Source organism: Actinomadura sp. KC345, assembly GCF_004348515.1.
Taxonomy (GTDB): domain Bacteria; phylum Actinomycetota; class Actinomycetes; order Streptosporangiales; family Streptosporangiaceae; genus Spirillospora.
On record NZ_SMKH01000085.1, the window covers coordinates 12,929 to 27,277 of the forward strand.

The 14,349-nt window shown below is 71.6% G+C and carries 13 protein-coding genes; 6 read left to right on the forward strand and 7 right to left on the reverse strand.

The genetic code is table 11. The features are described 5' to 3' along the window. Positions 1 to 33 precede the first annotated feature (33 nt). Positions 34 to 1,014 carry an NAD(P)-dependent alcohol dehydrogenase gene (locus tag E1281_RS16505; protein WP_131879097.1) on the reverse strand — a complete coding sequence of 327 codons (981 nt, stop codon included), beginning with the start codon at positions 1,012 to 1,014 and terminating at the stop codon, positions 34 to 36. Between the two features lie 124 nt (positions 1,015 to 1,138). Beyond that, positions 1,139 to 1,849 (reverse strand): TetR/AcrR family transcriptional regulator C-terminal domain-containing protein, encoded by a 711-nt coding sequence (locus tag E1281_RS16510; RefSeq protein WP_131879099.1) that lies wholly within the window; start codon positions 1,847 to 1,849, stop codon positions 1,139 to 1,141. Positions 1,850 to 1,969: 120 nt separating this feature from the next. Between E1281_RS16510 and E1281_RS16515 the strand changes: the two genes are divergently transcribed. Further along, complete coding sequence (locus E1281_RS16515; RefSeq protein ID WP_131879101.1) at positions 1,970 to 2,992, forward strand: LLM class flavin-dependent oxidoreductase; 1,023 nt, start codon at positions 1,970 to 1,972, stop codon at positions 2,990 to 2,992. A gap of 22 nt (positions 2,993 to 3,014) precedes the next feature. Here the strand turns inward: E1281_RS16515 and E1281_RS16520 are convergent, their stop codons facing one another. Together E1281_RS16520 and E1281_RS16525 are read right to left on the reverse strand one after the other, a co-directional pair. Continuing rightward, entirely contained in the window at positions 3,015 to 3,905 is an 891-nt protein-coding gene (locus E1281_RS16520; protein WP_207943307.1) for an SDR family NAD(P)-dependent oxidoreductase, read from the reverse strand. Between the two features lie 53 nt (positions 3,906 to 3,958). Further along, the gene (locus E1281_RS16525; protein ID WP_131879105.1) at positions 3,959 to 4,834 is read right to left on the reverse strand and encodes an NAD(P)H-binding protein; all 876 of its coding nucleotides are present in this window, start codon (positions 4,832 to 4,834) and stop codon (positions 3,959 to 3,961) included. Positions 4,835 to 4,950: 116 nt separating this feature from the next. On the opposite strand from E1281_RS16525, the gene E1281_RS16530 reads away from it, so the two are divergent. Continuing rightward, positions 4,951 to 5,898 (forward strand): AraC family transcriptional regulator, encoded by a 948-nt coding sequence (locus E1281_RS16530; protein ID WP_131879107.1) that lies wholly within the window; start codon positions 4,951 to 4,953, stop codon positions 5,896 to 5,898. Positions 5,899 to 5,901: 3 nt separating this feature from the next. Here the strand turns inward: E1281_RS16530 and E1281_RS16535 are convergent, their stop codons facing one another. Next, positions 5,902 to 8,094 (reverse strand): MMPL family transporter, encoded by a 2,193-nt coding sequence (locus E1281_RS16535; RefSeq protein ID WP_131879109.1) that lies wholly within the window; start codon positions 8,092 to 8,094, stop codon positions 5,902 to 5,904. A 121-nt stretch (positions 8,095 to 8,215) separates the two neighbouring features. Between E1281_RS16535 and E1281_RS16540 the strand changes: the two genes are divergently transcribed. After that, complete coding sequence (locus E1281_RS16540; RefSeq protein WP_131879111.1) at positions 8,216 to 8,866, forward strand: TetR/AcrR family transcriptional regulator; 651 nt, start codon at positions 8,216 to 8,218, stop codon at positions 8,864 to 8,866. 105 nt (positions 8,867 to 8,971) lie between these two features. Beyond that, positions 8,972 to 9,736, forward strand: a complete 765-nt coding sequence (locus E1281_RS16545; RefSeq protein ID WP_131879113.1) for an aldo/keto reductase — start codon at positions 8,972 to 8,974, stop codon at positions 9,734 to 9,736. Between the two features lie 14 nt (positions 9,737 to 9,750). Here E1281_RS16545 and E1281_RS16550 read toward each other — a convergent pair whose 3' ends face one another. Together E1281_RS16550 and E1281_RS16555 are read right to left on the reverse strand one after the other, a co-directional pair. Continuing rightward, positions 9,751 to 10,824 (reverse strand): tartrate dehydrogenase, encoded by a 1,074-nt coding sequence (locus E1281_RS16550; protein WP_131879115.1) that lies wholly within the window; start codon positions 10,822 to 10,824, stop codon positions 9,751 to 9,753. Positions 10,825 to 10,897: 73 nt separating this feature from the next. Continuing rightward, a complete protein-coding gene (locus E1281_RS16555) occupies positions 10,898 to 11,800 on the reverse strand; it encodes a LysR family transcriptional regulator (protein ID WP_131879117.1) in 903 nt (300 codons plus the stop codon). 204 nt (positions 11,801 to 12,004) lie between these two features. Between E1281_RS16555 and E1281_RS16560 the strand changes: the two genes are divergently transcribed. Next, positions 12,005 to 13,642: a DASS family sodium-coupled anion symporter gene (locus tag E1281_RS16560; RefSeq protein ID WP_131879119.1), complete on the forward strand. Its 1,638-nt coding sequence runs from the start codon at positions 12,005 to 12,007 to the stop codon at positions 13,640 to 13,642. 18 nt (positions 13,643 to 13,660) lie between these two features. After that, positions 13,661 to 14,349: class I SAM-dependent methyltransferase (locus E1281_RS16565; protein ID WP_131879121.1), on the forward strand; the 689-nt coding region annotated here is incomplete at its 3' end.

A 14,349-nucleotide genomic window follows, 5' to 3' on the forward strand; every position in this document is an offset into this window, starting at 1 on the left:
TGACCGACACGCGAGAGGTGGGCCCAGGGGCGGTCAGACGGTGATGGCCACTTTGCCCCGGGCGTGGCCGCGTTCGAGGTAGCGGAGTGCTTCGGGGATCTCGGCGAACGGGTAGGTCCGGTCGATGACGGGTGCGATCTCGCCCTTCTCCATGAGGTCGGCGAGGAAGCGCAGGTCCGTGGAGTTGGGCTTCCAGTGGACGGTGCCGACGTGCTGGCTGACGAAGGGGGACGCGAGGGCCCCGCGGAGCACCTGCGCCGCCGGGCCGAGCAGCCGGCCGCGGCCGGAGGCGATTCCGCCCACGATCACGAGCGTGCCGCGGCGGGTCAGGGGGCGCCGCAGTCGCGCCGGCGGCCGGTCGCCGACGATGTCCATGAGCACGTCGTAGCGTCCCTCGCGCTCGGTGAAGTCCTCGCGGGTGTAGTCGACGGCGTCGTCCGCGCCGAGCGAGCGGACCAGTTCGAGGTTGCGGGTGCTGCACACCCCGGTGACCTCGGCTCCGAACGTCCTGGCGAGCTGGACGGCGAACGTCCCGACGCCGCCGGAGGCTCCGTTGACGAGGACGCGCTGCCCGGCGGAGATCTTCGCGACGTCCCGTAGTCCCTGGAGCGCGGTGTGGGCGGCCATCGACACCGAGGCCGCCTGCTCGAAGGTGAGGCCGGCGGGCTTGACGGCCAGCCTGCCCTGCGGGACGGCCACCGTCTCGGCGAAGGCCCCCAGCTCGACCTCCCCGAAGACCTCGTCGCCGACACGCAGTCCGGTCACCTCGTCGCCCACCCGCTCGATCACACCGGCGAGGTCGGCGCCCGGGATCAGGCCGGGCTTCGGACGCCGGAGCCCGATGCTGAGCCGTATCAGCTTCGGGTCGGCCTGGACGTGGCGCCAGTCGTAGGGGTTGACCGACGCGGCCCGCACCCGGACGAGCACTTCGTCCCCGGCGATGGCGGGTTCGTCGACGTCCTTGAGGACCAGAACGTCGGGAGGTCCGTAGCGGTCCCAGCTCCAGGCCTTCATGACCGCTCCTCCGTCGTACGTCGTAAGGTTGTCATACGTCGTAAGGTAATCGTACGCCGTAAGGCCGTCAAGGGGGTGGATGGAGGAGTTCAGGGCCGTGGGGTTCAGCCGCGTCCGGCGGGGATCACGGGGTGGCCGCGCGGTGGCGTTCCAGTCCTTCGAGGATCAGGTCGAGCGCGAACTCGAACTCGAACTGGTCGTCGCAGAAGCCCAGCGTGCCGTCAGGATCGTCGTGGGCGGCCTCCGCCAGCATCCCGACGATGTTGGGGAAACGGTCCCCCATCTGCTCCATGGCGGCCTCGGCGTCCGCGGACTGGGCTCCGCCGGGCTGGAACAGCTCCTGAGCGAACCCGAGGGCACGGCTGCCCAGCACGTGCAGCGCGCGGTGGGCCAGGTCGTAGGAGAACCCGCCCGCCCGGAGCACGGCGACGACATGGTCGTAGTAGGCGATGACGACCGGGCTCGTCGTGGTGCGGCTTTCGAGTACCTGCGGGGCCCAGCGGTGGCGGAGGAAGACCTCTCGGGCGGCGAGTATCCGCGCACGCAGTGCCGCCTGCCAGTCCTCTTCCGGCGAAGGGGCCTCGACGTCCTCCACCGCCGCCATCATCTCCCCGAGGACGACCTCCACGACACCGTCGAAGACCGCGTCCTTGTTGGCGACGTGGTGGTACAGCGACATCGCCTCGACCCCGACCTCCTGCGCCAGCCGGCGCATGGTGAGCGAGTCGAGACCGTCGCGGTCGGCGAGCCGCACGGCCGCGCGCAGCACGCGCCGGCGGCTCAGCGGGATACGGGGCCGCTCGGCCACCTCGTCGGCGTCGGTCCGTGGGGTCATGGATCTTCCTCCCGGCGCACTGTACCCGTACACGGTAAGTCCGCCGCGCCCTGTCAGGGGCCGAGCGAAGCCGCTTCCGCGTTCTGGAATCCCGCGAGCGTCCAGGGGGTTGACGCTGGTGTGAAGTCCATCGGTTTTCTCTCGTTCGGCCACTGGAGCGACGTCGCGGGTTCGCGGACCCGGTCGGCGTCGGACGCGCTGCTGCAATCGGTCGATCTCGCCGTCGCCGCAGAGGAGCTCGGCGCCGACGGCGCCTACTTCCGGGTGCACCATTTCGCCAGGCAACTGGCGTCGCCGTTCCCGCTGCTGTCCGCGATCGGCGCGAAGACGTCGCGCATCGAGGTCGGCACCGGCGTGATCGACATGCGCTACGAGAACCCGATGTACTTCGCCGAGGACGCCGGGGCCGCCGACCTGATCGCCGGCGGACGGCTGCAGCTCGGCATCAGCCGGGGGTCGCCGGAGCAGGTGATCGACGGGTGGCGGTACTTCGGGTACGAGCCGTCCGAGAGCGACACCGCCGCCGACATGGCGCGCAAGCACACCGAGGTGCTGCTCATGGTGCTCCAGGGCAAGGGCTTCGCCGAACCGCACCCGCGGCCGATGTTCCCCAACCCGCCCGGCCTGCTGCGCGTCGAGCCGCACTCCGAGGGTCTGCGCGACCGCATCTGGTGGGGGTCGGGTTCCAACGCCACCGCCGTGTGGGCGGCCGAGCTGGGCATGAACCTGCAGAGCTCCACGCTCAAGGACGACGAGACCGGCGAGCCGCTGCACGTCCAGCAGCGCAAGCAGATCGAGGCCTACCGCGAGGCGTGGAAGGACGCCGGGCACGCCCGTGAGCCGCGCGTGTCGGTCAGCCGCAGCATCTTCGCGCTGACCAGCGATCTGGACCGCGCCTATTTCGGCCGGAACACCGATTCGGGCGACCATGTCGGAATGATCGACGAGAACACCAGGGCGATCTTCGGGCGCTCGTACGCGGCCGAGCCCGACGTGCTGGTCAAGCAGCTCGCCGAGGACGAGGCCGTCCAGGCGGCGGACACGCTGCTGCTCACCGTCCCCAACCAGCTCGGTGTGGAGTACAACGCGCACGTCCTGGAGGACATTCTGACCCACGTGGCGCCCGCGCTCGGCTGGCGCTGAGGACCGGCGAACCACCCGGCGGTCAGTCGATCCCGACGAGCCGGGCGCTGTCGTTCCAGAGGGCGTGGGCCAGCTCATCGCTGCGCGCGAGGGCCGAGGGGTCGGTCCAGGTGAGCCGACCTCGTCTCAGAGCGGCGTATGAGCCGCCGTGCGGGGGTGTCCTGAAATTGCCGAGGGCGAGGTCGGCCAGGGCTTCGCCGGCGGCGGACCGGCTGTTGAGTGTGGGGTTGAGTCTGCGGAGAGGGCCTCCCAGTGGGGTGCCCAGCAGCGACCAGGCCGTCCGCAAGGGCAGCGGCAGCTGTTTCGTCAGTCCTGTGCCGAACACCTGGCCGGGATCGTAGGCGATCACCCTGAGCCGCCGGTGCTCGGTGTCGGGGTGCCCGGCCAGGGACCGTGCGGTGAGGACGGCGCACAGCTTCGACGCGGTATAGGCGTGCTGGCCCGCCGTGCGCGGCCGGGGGTCCCGGTCAGGATCCCGGCCAGGAAATGCCAGCAATTCGGCGTGCGCGTGGCGGGGGGTCGCGAGCCCGGCGCCGGTGGCGGGATCGTGTGTGCCGCTGGTGGTCAGCACGACGGTGGCGCGGTCCGCGAGGGCGGGTGACAGCAGTCGCAGCAGCAGGTAGTGCGCGAGGTGGTTCACGGCGAACGTCGTCTCGAAGCCGTCGACGGTCCGTCCGGCGACGTCGGGGAGGATGACGCCCGCGTTGAGCACGAGCGCGTCGATGGGCGTGCCGCCGAGTCGTTCGCGCGTCGATGCCGCGAACGCGCGTACCGAGCCGAGCGAGGTGAGGTCGAGCGGGAGCGGCTCGCCGGCCGTGTCCGGCCAGCGAGTCCCCAGGATCAGGCGCGTGTCACCGGAGCGCGCCAGCCGCTCGGCGGTGATCGCACCGAATCCCGACGTTCCGCCCGTCATCACGATCGTGGACGGGCCACCGCCATCCGGACCGGCGCCCGGAGCCGGCGGTGTCATGGCGCGGGCGTGCCGGTGGTGGCCTCGACGACGTGGCGCAGCGTCTCGTCGATCCCGGTGGTGCACGTGAGCTGCCGGTCACCGCGGGGGTGGAACAGGCCGCGCTGCTCCGCGTCGTACAGTGCGGCGAGTTCGCGCGCGAGCGGCTCGGGGAGACCGGCGTCGAGCATCGTGTCGATCCAGCCGCCCTGCGGGATGGTGACCACCTGGAGCGGCTTGCCGAGCACGGCCGCCAGGCGCCCGGCGACCTCCCGTTCGGTGTACTCGGGGGCCAGCAGGTCGACGGCCTCGCTGGTCGCAGGGGGTGCGAGCAGTGCCGCGGCGGCGGCCTTCCCGACGTCGCGCGTGGCGATCATCGGAGTGGGGACGTCGGCGTTCTCGCCGAACACGGGATAGATCCCGGCGTCCAGGGCCGCGCCGAGCACCGTCTCGACCTTCTCCTGGAAATGCGGCGAACGGAGCGCGGTCAGCCGCACGCCGGTCTCCCGCAGCCGGTTCTCGAGATGGTGCAGCCAGCGGACCGGCCCGGTGCCTTCGGCCAGGTCGGCGCCGACCGAGGACAGCATGACGGCATGGGGCACACCGCTGTCGCCGACCGCGCCGGCGATCGAGTCGGCCAGCCGGCGATGCTCGGCGTCGTCGCCGGTCGGGAGGGTGGGCAGCATGAGGAGGGCACCGTCGCAGCCGCGCATCGCCTCGGCCAGCGCCGCCCGGTCGCCGAAGTCGGCGACCACGGCCCGCGCTCCCCGCTGCTCAAGGGCCGCGCCCTTGGCCGCATCACGGACCACGGCCCGGACCGGCGCGCCCCGGTCCAGCATCTCCTGGGCGGTCACCGCTCCGACATGCCCGGTGACTCCTGTGATCGTGTACATCGGCCTCTCCCGTACTCGCTTCGGGTGGACGTTTCGTTCTCCAGTCAAGCGGCACCGGCTGAGGCGATACATATCTGATAAGCGCGATTCCATGTCTGCGCGTCTACGATAAGTGCGTGGACCCCCTGAGCGACCTCCTGGAAGGCGTTCGCGCACGGATGGCAGCGTTCTGCCAGGCGATCCTGGACCCGCCTTGGGCGTTGCGCATCGCCGACGGTGCCGCCCTGGCCCTGGCCACCACATTGCAGGGGCACGCCTGGGTCGTGCCGGACGACGGCGAACCTGTGCTGATGCGCACTGGAGACGTGGCCATCATCAAGGGCCCGCACCCCTATAACGTCGGGGACGATCCGGCCACCGTCCCTGACTACGTCGTACGCCGGGACAATCGCGTGACCACCATGGACGGCACCGACGTCACCGATGCCCTGCGGCTCGGACCGCGCACCAGCGGACTCACCCGCGACGGCTCGGCGATCGTCGCCAGCGGCACCTACCAGATCGGCAGCGACGTCACCGAACGACTCCTGAACGCCTTGCCCCCCATCGTGCTGGTGCCCGCGGCCGAGGCCCAGAACCCGGTGATGACCCTGCTGGCGCAGGAGGTGGGCCGCGACGGCCCGGCCCAGGAGATCGTGCTCGCCCGGCTGCTCGACATCGCCCTCGTCGCCACGTTGAGCGCCTGGTTCGCCCGTCCGGACGCGCAGGCACCCGGCTGGTACCGCGCGCACGGCGACCCGCAGGCCGGTCCCGCGCTGCGGCTCATGCACGACGACCCCGCCCATCCCTGGAGCGTCGAAGCCCTCGCCGCGAAGGTGGGCTGCTCCCGGGCCGCGCTCGCGCGCCGCTTCACCGCACTGGTCGGCGAACCGCCCATCACCTACCTGACCCACTGGCGGATGGCACTCGCCGCCGACCTGCTCCGCTCGTCCGACCTCACCATCGAGACCATCGCCCACCGGGTCGGCTACGGCAACGCCTTCGCCTTGAGCGTCGCCTTCAAGCGCATCCGGGGAGTGTCGCCCGCGCAGTACCGCGCGGGCGACCGTCCCGCGGCGGGCTGAGCGTCACGTCCGGACCTTTTCGGCGACCGCCTGGGGCCGGGGGGACGGTTCCTCGGTGAGGCCGGCGCGGCGGTGCAGGCGGCGGAGCGGGCGCGGCGCCCACCAGTTGGCGCGGCCCGCGAGGCTCATGAACGCGGGGAGCAGCACCCCGCGGATGAGCGTGGCGTCGACGAGGACCGCGAGCGCCATTCCGATGCCGAGCTGCTGCAGGAAGACGACGTCGCCGGTGGCGTAGGTCGCGAAGGAGGTGGCGAGGATGAGGGCGGCGGCGGTCACGAGGGGGCCGCTGCGGGCGATGCCGAGCGGTACCGAGGCCGCGGCGTCGCCCGTCCGGTCGTACTCCTCCTTGATGCGCGAGAGGAGGAACACCTCGTAGTCCATCGACAGCCCGTAGGCGATGCAGAACATCAGGATCGGGATGCTGGGTTCGATGGAGCCGGTCGGGGTGAAGCCGAGGAGGCCGGAGAGGTTGCCCTCCTGGAAGACCCAGACGAGAGCGCCGAACATGACCGACAGGCTCAGCAGGTTGAGGACGGTCGCCTTGAGCGGGGCGAGGACGCTGCCCGTCATCAGGAACAGGATGACGACGGTGACGGCGACGATCAGACCCGCGACGAGGGGGAGCCGGGCGGTGACGGCGTCGCGGTAGTCGGCGAGTTCGGCGGGATAGCCGCCGACGAGGGCCGGCGCAGGCGCGGGGAGTTCGCGGACGTCCTCGACGAGCCCGACGGCGTCGGCGGCGAGGCGCTGCGACGACGGCACCGCGACGAGGCGGGTCCCCTCGGCGGAGGTGAACCGGGCGCCCGAGGGCGCGGTGACGGCGCGGCCGCCGGTGAAGGACCCGGCGGAGGAGTCGACACGGACGATCCCGTCGATGCGCGACAGTTCGGCCGCGTACCGGCCGACGCCGTCGGCCGACGCGGGCAGCACGACCTGGAGGGCGTCGGCCTCCTCGACGGGGAACGAGGCGCGGATCTCGTCGTACATCACCCGGACGGGCGCCGAGGTGTTGAGCACGCGGTCGTCCGGGAGCCCGAACCGGACGCCGAGGAACGGGGCGCCGAGCATCAGGACGAGCGCGAGCGCCGTGCCGCCGAGGACGAGCGGGCGTCGCATCACGGCCGCGGCGAAGCCGTGCCACCGGGCGGCGGACTTGTTCACCGGGGTTCGGCGGGCGACGCGGTGGCCGAGGAGGGTGAGGGCGGCCGGCAGCAGGACGGTCGCGCCGACAACGGCCGCGATGACGACGGCGACGCCCGCGTAGGCGAACGACGCGAGGAACGGGAACGGGAAGACGAGCAGGACCGCGAGGGCCGCGGCGACCGTGACGCCGCTGAACAGGACCGTCCGTCCGGCGCCCCGGACGGTCGCGACCACCGCCGCGGGCACGTCGCCGGGCCTGGCGGCGAGTTCCTCCCGGAACCGGTAGATCATGAAGAGCCCGTAGTCGACGCCGAGGCCGATGCCCATGACCAGCGCGATGTTGGAGGCGAAGGTGGAGATCTCGGTGAAGGCGAGCGGGATCCGCAGCAGGGCGAGCGAGCCGAGGACCGCGAACAGTCCGGTCGCCAGCGTGACCAGCGCGGCGGCGATGCGCCGGTAGACGAGCCAGAGCAGCAGCAGCGTCACCGGCAGGATGATCAGCTCGGCGCGGACGAAGTCGGCGCGGGCCTGCTCCATGACGTTCCGGAAGACCTCGTCGCCGCCGCCGACGGTGACCTCGACGGCCGGGTCCGTGCGGGTCAGGTCGGCGGCGAGGCCGGGCAGGACGTCGCCGCGAACGTGGTCGGCGTCGCCGGGGACCCACGCGAGGACGAGCGCGTGCCGTGCGTCCTCGCTCCGGAGGGTCTCGGGACCGCCGCGGCTCCAGTACGACCACGCGTCGCCGACGCCGTCGCGGGCGGCGAGCTCCGCGGTCAGCGCCCGTCCGGCGGCGGCGACGCCGGGGCCGTCGACGGTGCCGTCGCGGGCCGTCACCAGGAGCGCGACGTTCGGGTTGCCGGTGGAGTGCCCGCCGGCCAGGGCGTCCGCGGCCCGCATCGATTCCGAACCGGGCGCCTCGAACCGGTTGAGCGACAGGGCGCCGATCGTGCCGGCGCCGACGATCCCGACCAGGACGAGCGCGGCGAGGCCGATCGCGCTGATCAGCCGGGGCCGGCGGGTGACGAACCGGCCGAGGCCGTTCGGTGTGAACACGGGTCCCCCAGGAGCCGAAGTAGTATGCGAGTGCTCGCTCGCATTTCGTGGGCATAATACGAGCGACTGCTCGTATTTGCAATACTCGACGGGTCGCTGACGGATCGGCGGGAGGACGGCGATGAGCGGGGACGGGGAGTCCGGGTCGGCCGGCGCGGAACGGCCCGTGCGGCGGCAGGCCCGCGGCGAACGGCGGATCGCGCAGATCCTGGACGCGGCGGCCGGGGTGCTGGCCGAGACCGGGTACGAGGCCGCGACCACGAACAGGATCGCCGCGGCGGCGGGCATCTCGCCCGGCTCGCTCTACCAGTTCTTCCCGAACAAGGAGGCGATCGCGGAGGCGCTCGCCGACCGGTTCAGCACGCAGATGGGCGGCGCGCACCGGACGGCGTTCGAGGCCGCCGACCTCGGCGCCGTCCCGCTCGCAGAACTGATCGACCGCGTCGTCGACCCGCTGCTCGCCTTCAACATCGCCAACCCCGGTTTCAAGGCGCTGTTCGCGCGCCCCGACATGCCCGCCGGGCTGACCGCCGCGGTGCGTCCGATCCAGGACGCGCTGCTCGGACGCGTCGAAGGCATCCTCGCCGCACGCGCGCCGGGCCTCGCCGAAGACCACCGGACGCGCGGCGCGCGGGTCCTGATCCAGGTGTTCAAGGCACTGGTCCCGCTGGTCACGGAGGCCGAGCCGGGGGCCGACCGGGACGCGCTGGTTGCCGAACTGAAGCGCGTCCTGGCCGCGTACATCACCGCACTGGAGGCCCAGGGACGGTGAGGCCGCCCGGCTGAACGGCGTCGCCCGCGAGGGCCGGGCCAGGGCTCGGACGTCCCGGCGGGCGGGCGTCGTTCAAGGGGTGATGTCGGGGGCAGAATGCGTTGCATGACTCAGACTGTGAATCTGCCTGGCGGGGACGCGCTGCCGCTGATCGGCTTCGGGACGTGGGAGCTGTCGCCCGAGACGGCGTACGAGTCGGTGCGTGCGGCCCTTGAGGTCGGTTACCGGCATGTCGACACGGCGACGTTGTACAGGAACGAGGCGGACGTCGGCAGAGCGGTGAAGGAAAGCGAGGTCGACCGGGAAGAGGTCTTCATCACCACCAAGCTGCGCCCGCAGGACGCGCGGCAGGCCCGTCGCACCCTGGAGTCGAGCCTGCGCCTCCTCGACACCGCCTACGTGGATCTCTGGCTGATCCACTGGCCGACCGGCCAGGGCGAGCTCGTCTCGACGTGGGAGGAGCTGCTGTCCGCCCAGGACGCGGGACTGGCCCGCAACGTCGGGGTCAGCAACTACAGCCCGGCGCAGATCGACCTGCTGACCGAGGCCACCGGCCGTCAGCCGGCGGTCAACCAGATCCCGTGGAGCCCGGCGCAGCACGATCCGGACCTGCTGGAGGAGCACCGCCGCCGGGGGGTCGTCGTCGAGGGCTACAGCGGCCTGAAGAACACCGACCTGCGCAGCCCCACCCTCACGGAGATCGCCCGGCGGCACGGGGTCACGCCCGCCCAGGTCGTCCTCCGCTGGCATCTGGAGCACGACATCGTGATCCTCCCCAGGTCCTCGCGCCGCGAGCGCGTCGCCTCGAACTTCGCCCTGGACTTCGAACTCACCAAGGAGGACGTCGCCGCGATCGACGCCTTCGCCTGAATCGGCCGGCCCCGTCACAGGGCCTCGATCAGGTGGTCGGTGAAGTCGGTGGTGGTCGCGGAGCCGCCCAGGTCGGGGGTGCGGACGGCGGTCCCGGCCAGGACGGCCGTCATCGCGCCGGTGACGTCGGCCGCGGCGTCCGGGTGGCCCAGGTGGTCGAGCATCATCGCGGCGGACCAGATCGTCCCGAGCGGGTTGGCGACGCCGCGTCCGGCGATGTCGGGGGCGGAGCCGTGCACCGGCTCGAACATGGACGGGAACCGGCGCTCGGGGTTGATGTTGCCCGAGGGCGCGATGCCGATGCTGCCCGCGACCGCCGCGGCCAGGTCGCTGAGGATGTCGCCGAACAGGTTGGACGCGACGACCACGTCGAACCGCTCGGGCCGCAGGACGAACTTGGCGGCCAGGGCGTCGATGTGCTCCTGGTCCCAGGTCACGCCGGGGTGGGCGGCGGCACGTTCGGCGACCAGCTCGTCCCAGAACGGCATGGTGTGCACGATGCCGTTGGACTTGGTCGCCGAGGTGAGCCGTCCGCCGCGCCGGGCGGCGAGGGCGAAGGCGTGGTCGACGATGCGCGTGACCCCTGCGCGGGTGAACACCGACTCCTGGACGGCCGTCTCCTGGGGGGAGCCCCGGTAGATCCGTCCGCCGATCTCGCTGTACTCGCCTTCCACGTTCTCCCGGATGACGACGAAGTCCACCCCGCCGTCCATGCTGCCGGGGCGTGCGTCGCGCAGAGGGCTGGGCACGCCTTCGAACACCCGGATGGGGCGCTCGTTCACGTACTGGTGGAGGTGACGCCGGATCGGGATGAGCAGGCCCCAGAGGGAGACGTGGTCCGGCACACCCGGGTATCCGACCGCGCCCAGGAGGATCGCGTCGTGTTCACGCAGCCGGTCGAGGCCGTCGTCCGGCATCATGGCGCCGTCGCTCAGGTACCGCTCGCAGGACCAGTCGAACTCGGTGTAGGTGAGGGAGATGCCGTGCCGCTCGCACACGGCGTCCAGGACCCGCCGCGCCTCGGGGACGACCTCCCGGCCGATGCCGTCGCCGGGAATCAGGGCGATGCGGTGATGCGCGCTCGTCATGGAGACGATTGGAGCAAGCGGCGTGCGGGCGCGTCCAAGACGCATCCCCGATCCGGTTTGTAGGCCGGGCCTATCAGTCGTCTGCCGTCCTAGCGGCGGAGCCTTTCGTTCGGGCCATCGCGAGGAACTCCTCGGCCACCGGGCTCAGCCAGCCCTTCCTGCTGATCAGGGCCAGATGCAGCATCCCGGGCGGGTCGAGTTCCCGCACCACCGCGCCCGCGCGCAGCGCCAGCGGCCGCCACGCCTCCGCGAGGATCGCGGCGCCCACGCCCTTGAGGACGAGCGACAGGATCGCCACCCGGTGATCGGTCTCGACCGCGATCGACACATCGACGCCGGACGCGCGGATCTCCTCGACCAGCCGGCGGATGGACGTGCCGTTCTCACCGGCGATGAGGCGCTGCCCGGCGAGCCGCTCCCGCGGCAGCGGCGGTCCCGGCTCGATCGGGCCGCCGGGCGGCGCGACCAGCACCAGCTTCTGCCACCCCACCGGATGGAGGTCGACGTCGGGCGCGGTCAGCGGCTCCCAGGCGGACAGCAGGCCCAGTTCCGTGATCCCGCTTCGCACCATTTCGATGACCGCTCCGGGCACCGGCGCGTCCCGCAGCACGACGTCCACCCCGGGGTGGCGCTGCGCGAAGTCCTGGATCATGCTGCTCAGCGGTTCTATCGCGGGGGACGGCATGGACGCGATGGCGATGCGTCCGGTGCGCAGGCCCTGCGCCGCGCTGACGCTCTCCCGTGCCACCTCCAGGCTGCGGACGGCCTGCCTGGCGGGCCCGATCAGCGCCTTCCCCGCCTCCGTCAGGACGACCCGGCGTCCGGTGCGGTGGAACAGCGACGTCCCCAGGTCCTTCTCCAGGGTGCGGATCGCCTGCGAGAGGGACGGCTGCGCCATGAACAGCGCACCGGCGGCCCTGTTGAAACCCCCGTTATCCACAACCGCGAGAAAGTACTCCAGCTGCCGGACGTCCACGCGAAACTCCTATCGCCGGGGATCTGACCTGGGGATCTCGCTCCAGAGCCTTGTCCTATAGGCGCAGCCTCTCAATCCGGTAGCCGACGCGTCTTGGATTCGTTCACCGCGCGGACCTTGAATGTGCTCTGGGACGCGGGGGCCCCGAAACGACCGCAGGACGCCGCCGTTGAAGGCGGGGTTCAGGCTCCGAGGAGTGCTCCCATGGAATCCGACGAGACCGAGCCGAAACCGGGTGCGACCGCCGGCACCGGGTCCGGACGAACGGACGTGGCCAAGGCCCTCATGGTGCAGGCCACCTACCGCAGCCTCGGAGAGCAGCGGCTCTCGCCCGCCGAGGAACGCTTCGAGAAGGGCCGCCGCACCACGGGGCTCTGGCTGGCCCCTCTGGTCACCGCCGTCTTCCTGCTCCTGCCGCTGGACATGGCGCCGTCCCAGCAGACCCTCGCGGGGATCCTGCTCGGCGTGATCGTCATGTGGGTCACCGAGCCGGTGCCGATCCCGGTCGGCGGCCTCATCGGGGTGGGCGCGATCGTGGTGTTCGGCGTCGTCCCCGCGGACGACGCGCTGGAACCGTTCGGCTCCACCACGATCTTCACCTTCATCGGCGCGTTCATCCTCGCCCAGGCGATGCTCAAGCACGGCGTCGCGCGGCGGTTCGCGTACTTCATCCTGTCGCTGCCAGGGGTCGGGCAGTCGACCTTCCGGCTGATCGTCGCGTTCGGCGGGATCACCTGCGTGCTGTCGGCGTTCGTGTCCAACACCGCGACCGTCGCGATGCTGCTGCCGACCGCGCTCGGCCTGCTCACGGTCATCGCCAAGATGCTGCAGGACCGCGGCATGGTAGCCGAAGACTTCGATCCCGCCCGGCTGCGCGTCGGCGCGGCCCTGATCCTGATGCTCGCCTACGGCGCCAGCGTCGGCGGCCTGCTGACCCCGGTCGGCAGCCCGCCGAACCTGATCGGGCGCGGACTGATCGAGGAGGCCACCGGCGAGCGGATCTCCTTCGCCCAGTGGATGCTCACCGCCCTGCCGCTGTGCGCGGTGATGTTCGTCGTGCTCGCCGCCGTCCTGCTGCTGCTCAACCGGCCGGAGATCCGCCGGATCGAGGGCGTCCAGGAGTACGTCCAGCGCGAGCGCGCGAGCCTCGGCCCGATGGGCCGGGCGGAGAAGACCACCCTGATCGCCTTCGGGATCACCGTCGCCCTGTGGATCTTCCCCGGCGTGGTGGCGCTGGCGGCCGGCACCGACTCCTCGTTCTACGAGACGATCAGCGACCGGCTGGACGAGGGCGTCGTCGCGGTCCTCGGCGCCTCCCTGCTGTTCCTGCTGCCCACCAACTGGGGACGCCGCGAGACCACCCTCAACTGGAGCGACGCGGCCCGCATCGACTGGGGCACGATCCTGCTGTTCGGGACGGGCATCATCTTCGGCTCCCTGCTGGAGGACACCGGCCTCGCCAAGACCATCGGCGACTCGGCCTACGACGCCCTCGGCCTGTCCAGCCTGTTCTTCATCACCGCGTTCGCCGCCGTGCTGGCCATCGTGATCTCCGAGACCACCAGCAACACCGCCTCGGCCGCGGTGGTGGTGCCGATCATCATCCCGATCGCCGTCGCCGCCCAGGTCGACCCGTTCGTCCCGGCCCTCGCCGCCACGTTCGCGGCCTCGTTCGGGTTCATGCTCCCGGTCTCGACCCCGCAGAACGCGATCGCCTACGGCTCGGGCGTCGTCCCCATCACGACGATGATCCGCTCCGGCTTCGCCTTCGACGTCTTCGGCGCGGTCCTCATCATCCTGGGCCTCCCCCTCATGATCACTGTCACCGGCATAGGAGGCTGAGAGAAGTACGCTTGGCGGGTGTTCTCGCCTCAAGGCCCCTCGCTGCGTGAGCTGGCGATCCAAGCGCTGTCCTCGGTCGAGCGCGGCTATGACCTGCTCGCTCCGAAGTTCGACGAGACGCCGTTCCGCACCCCCGAAGCCATTCTCGACGCGACCACCGACGCCCTGCGCCCGTTCGGGCCGTTCGACCAAGGGCTGGACGTGTGCTGCGGCACCGGCGCGGGCATGCGGACCCTCAGGCCCCTGTGCCAGGGACGCATCACGGGTGTCGACTTCAGCGCGGGCATGCTCGCGCAGGCACGCGAAGCGCATCCGGACGCCGAGTGGGTGCGGGCCGACGTCCGGGATCTGCGTTTCCCCGAGACCTTCGACCTCGCGGTCACCTTCGGAGCCCTCGGCCACGTGCTGCCCGCCGAACGACCCGCGCTCTTCGCCGGCGTGCACCGCGCGCTCCGTCCCGGCGGCGTCCTCGCCTTCCCGATCGGCGCCCCACCGCCCATCGCGTCGGCCCAGTACTGGGCACTACTCGGATTCGACGTGGCCATGCGGGTCCGCAACGCCGTGTGGCGTCCCCCGTTCGTCATGTACTACCGCACCATGCCGCTGAACGCGGTGCGCGACGACCTGACGGCAGCCGGATTCACCGTGACCACCGTCCCGCTCCCCGCCTTGGGCAACCGCGACGACGGCACCCCCCGCTACCGCCT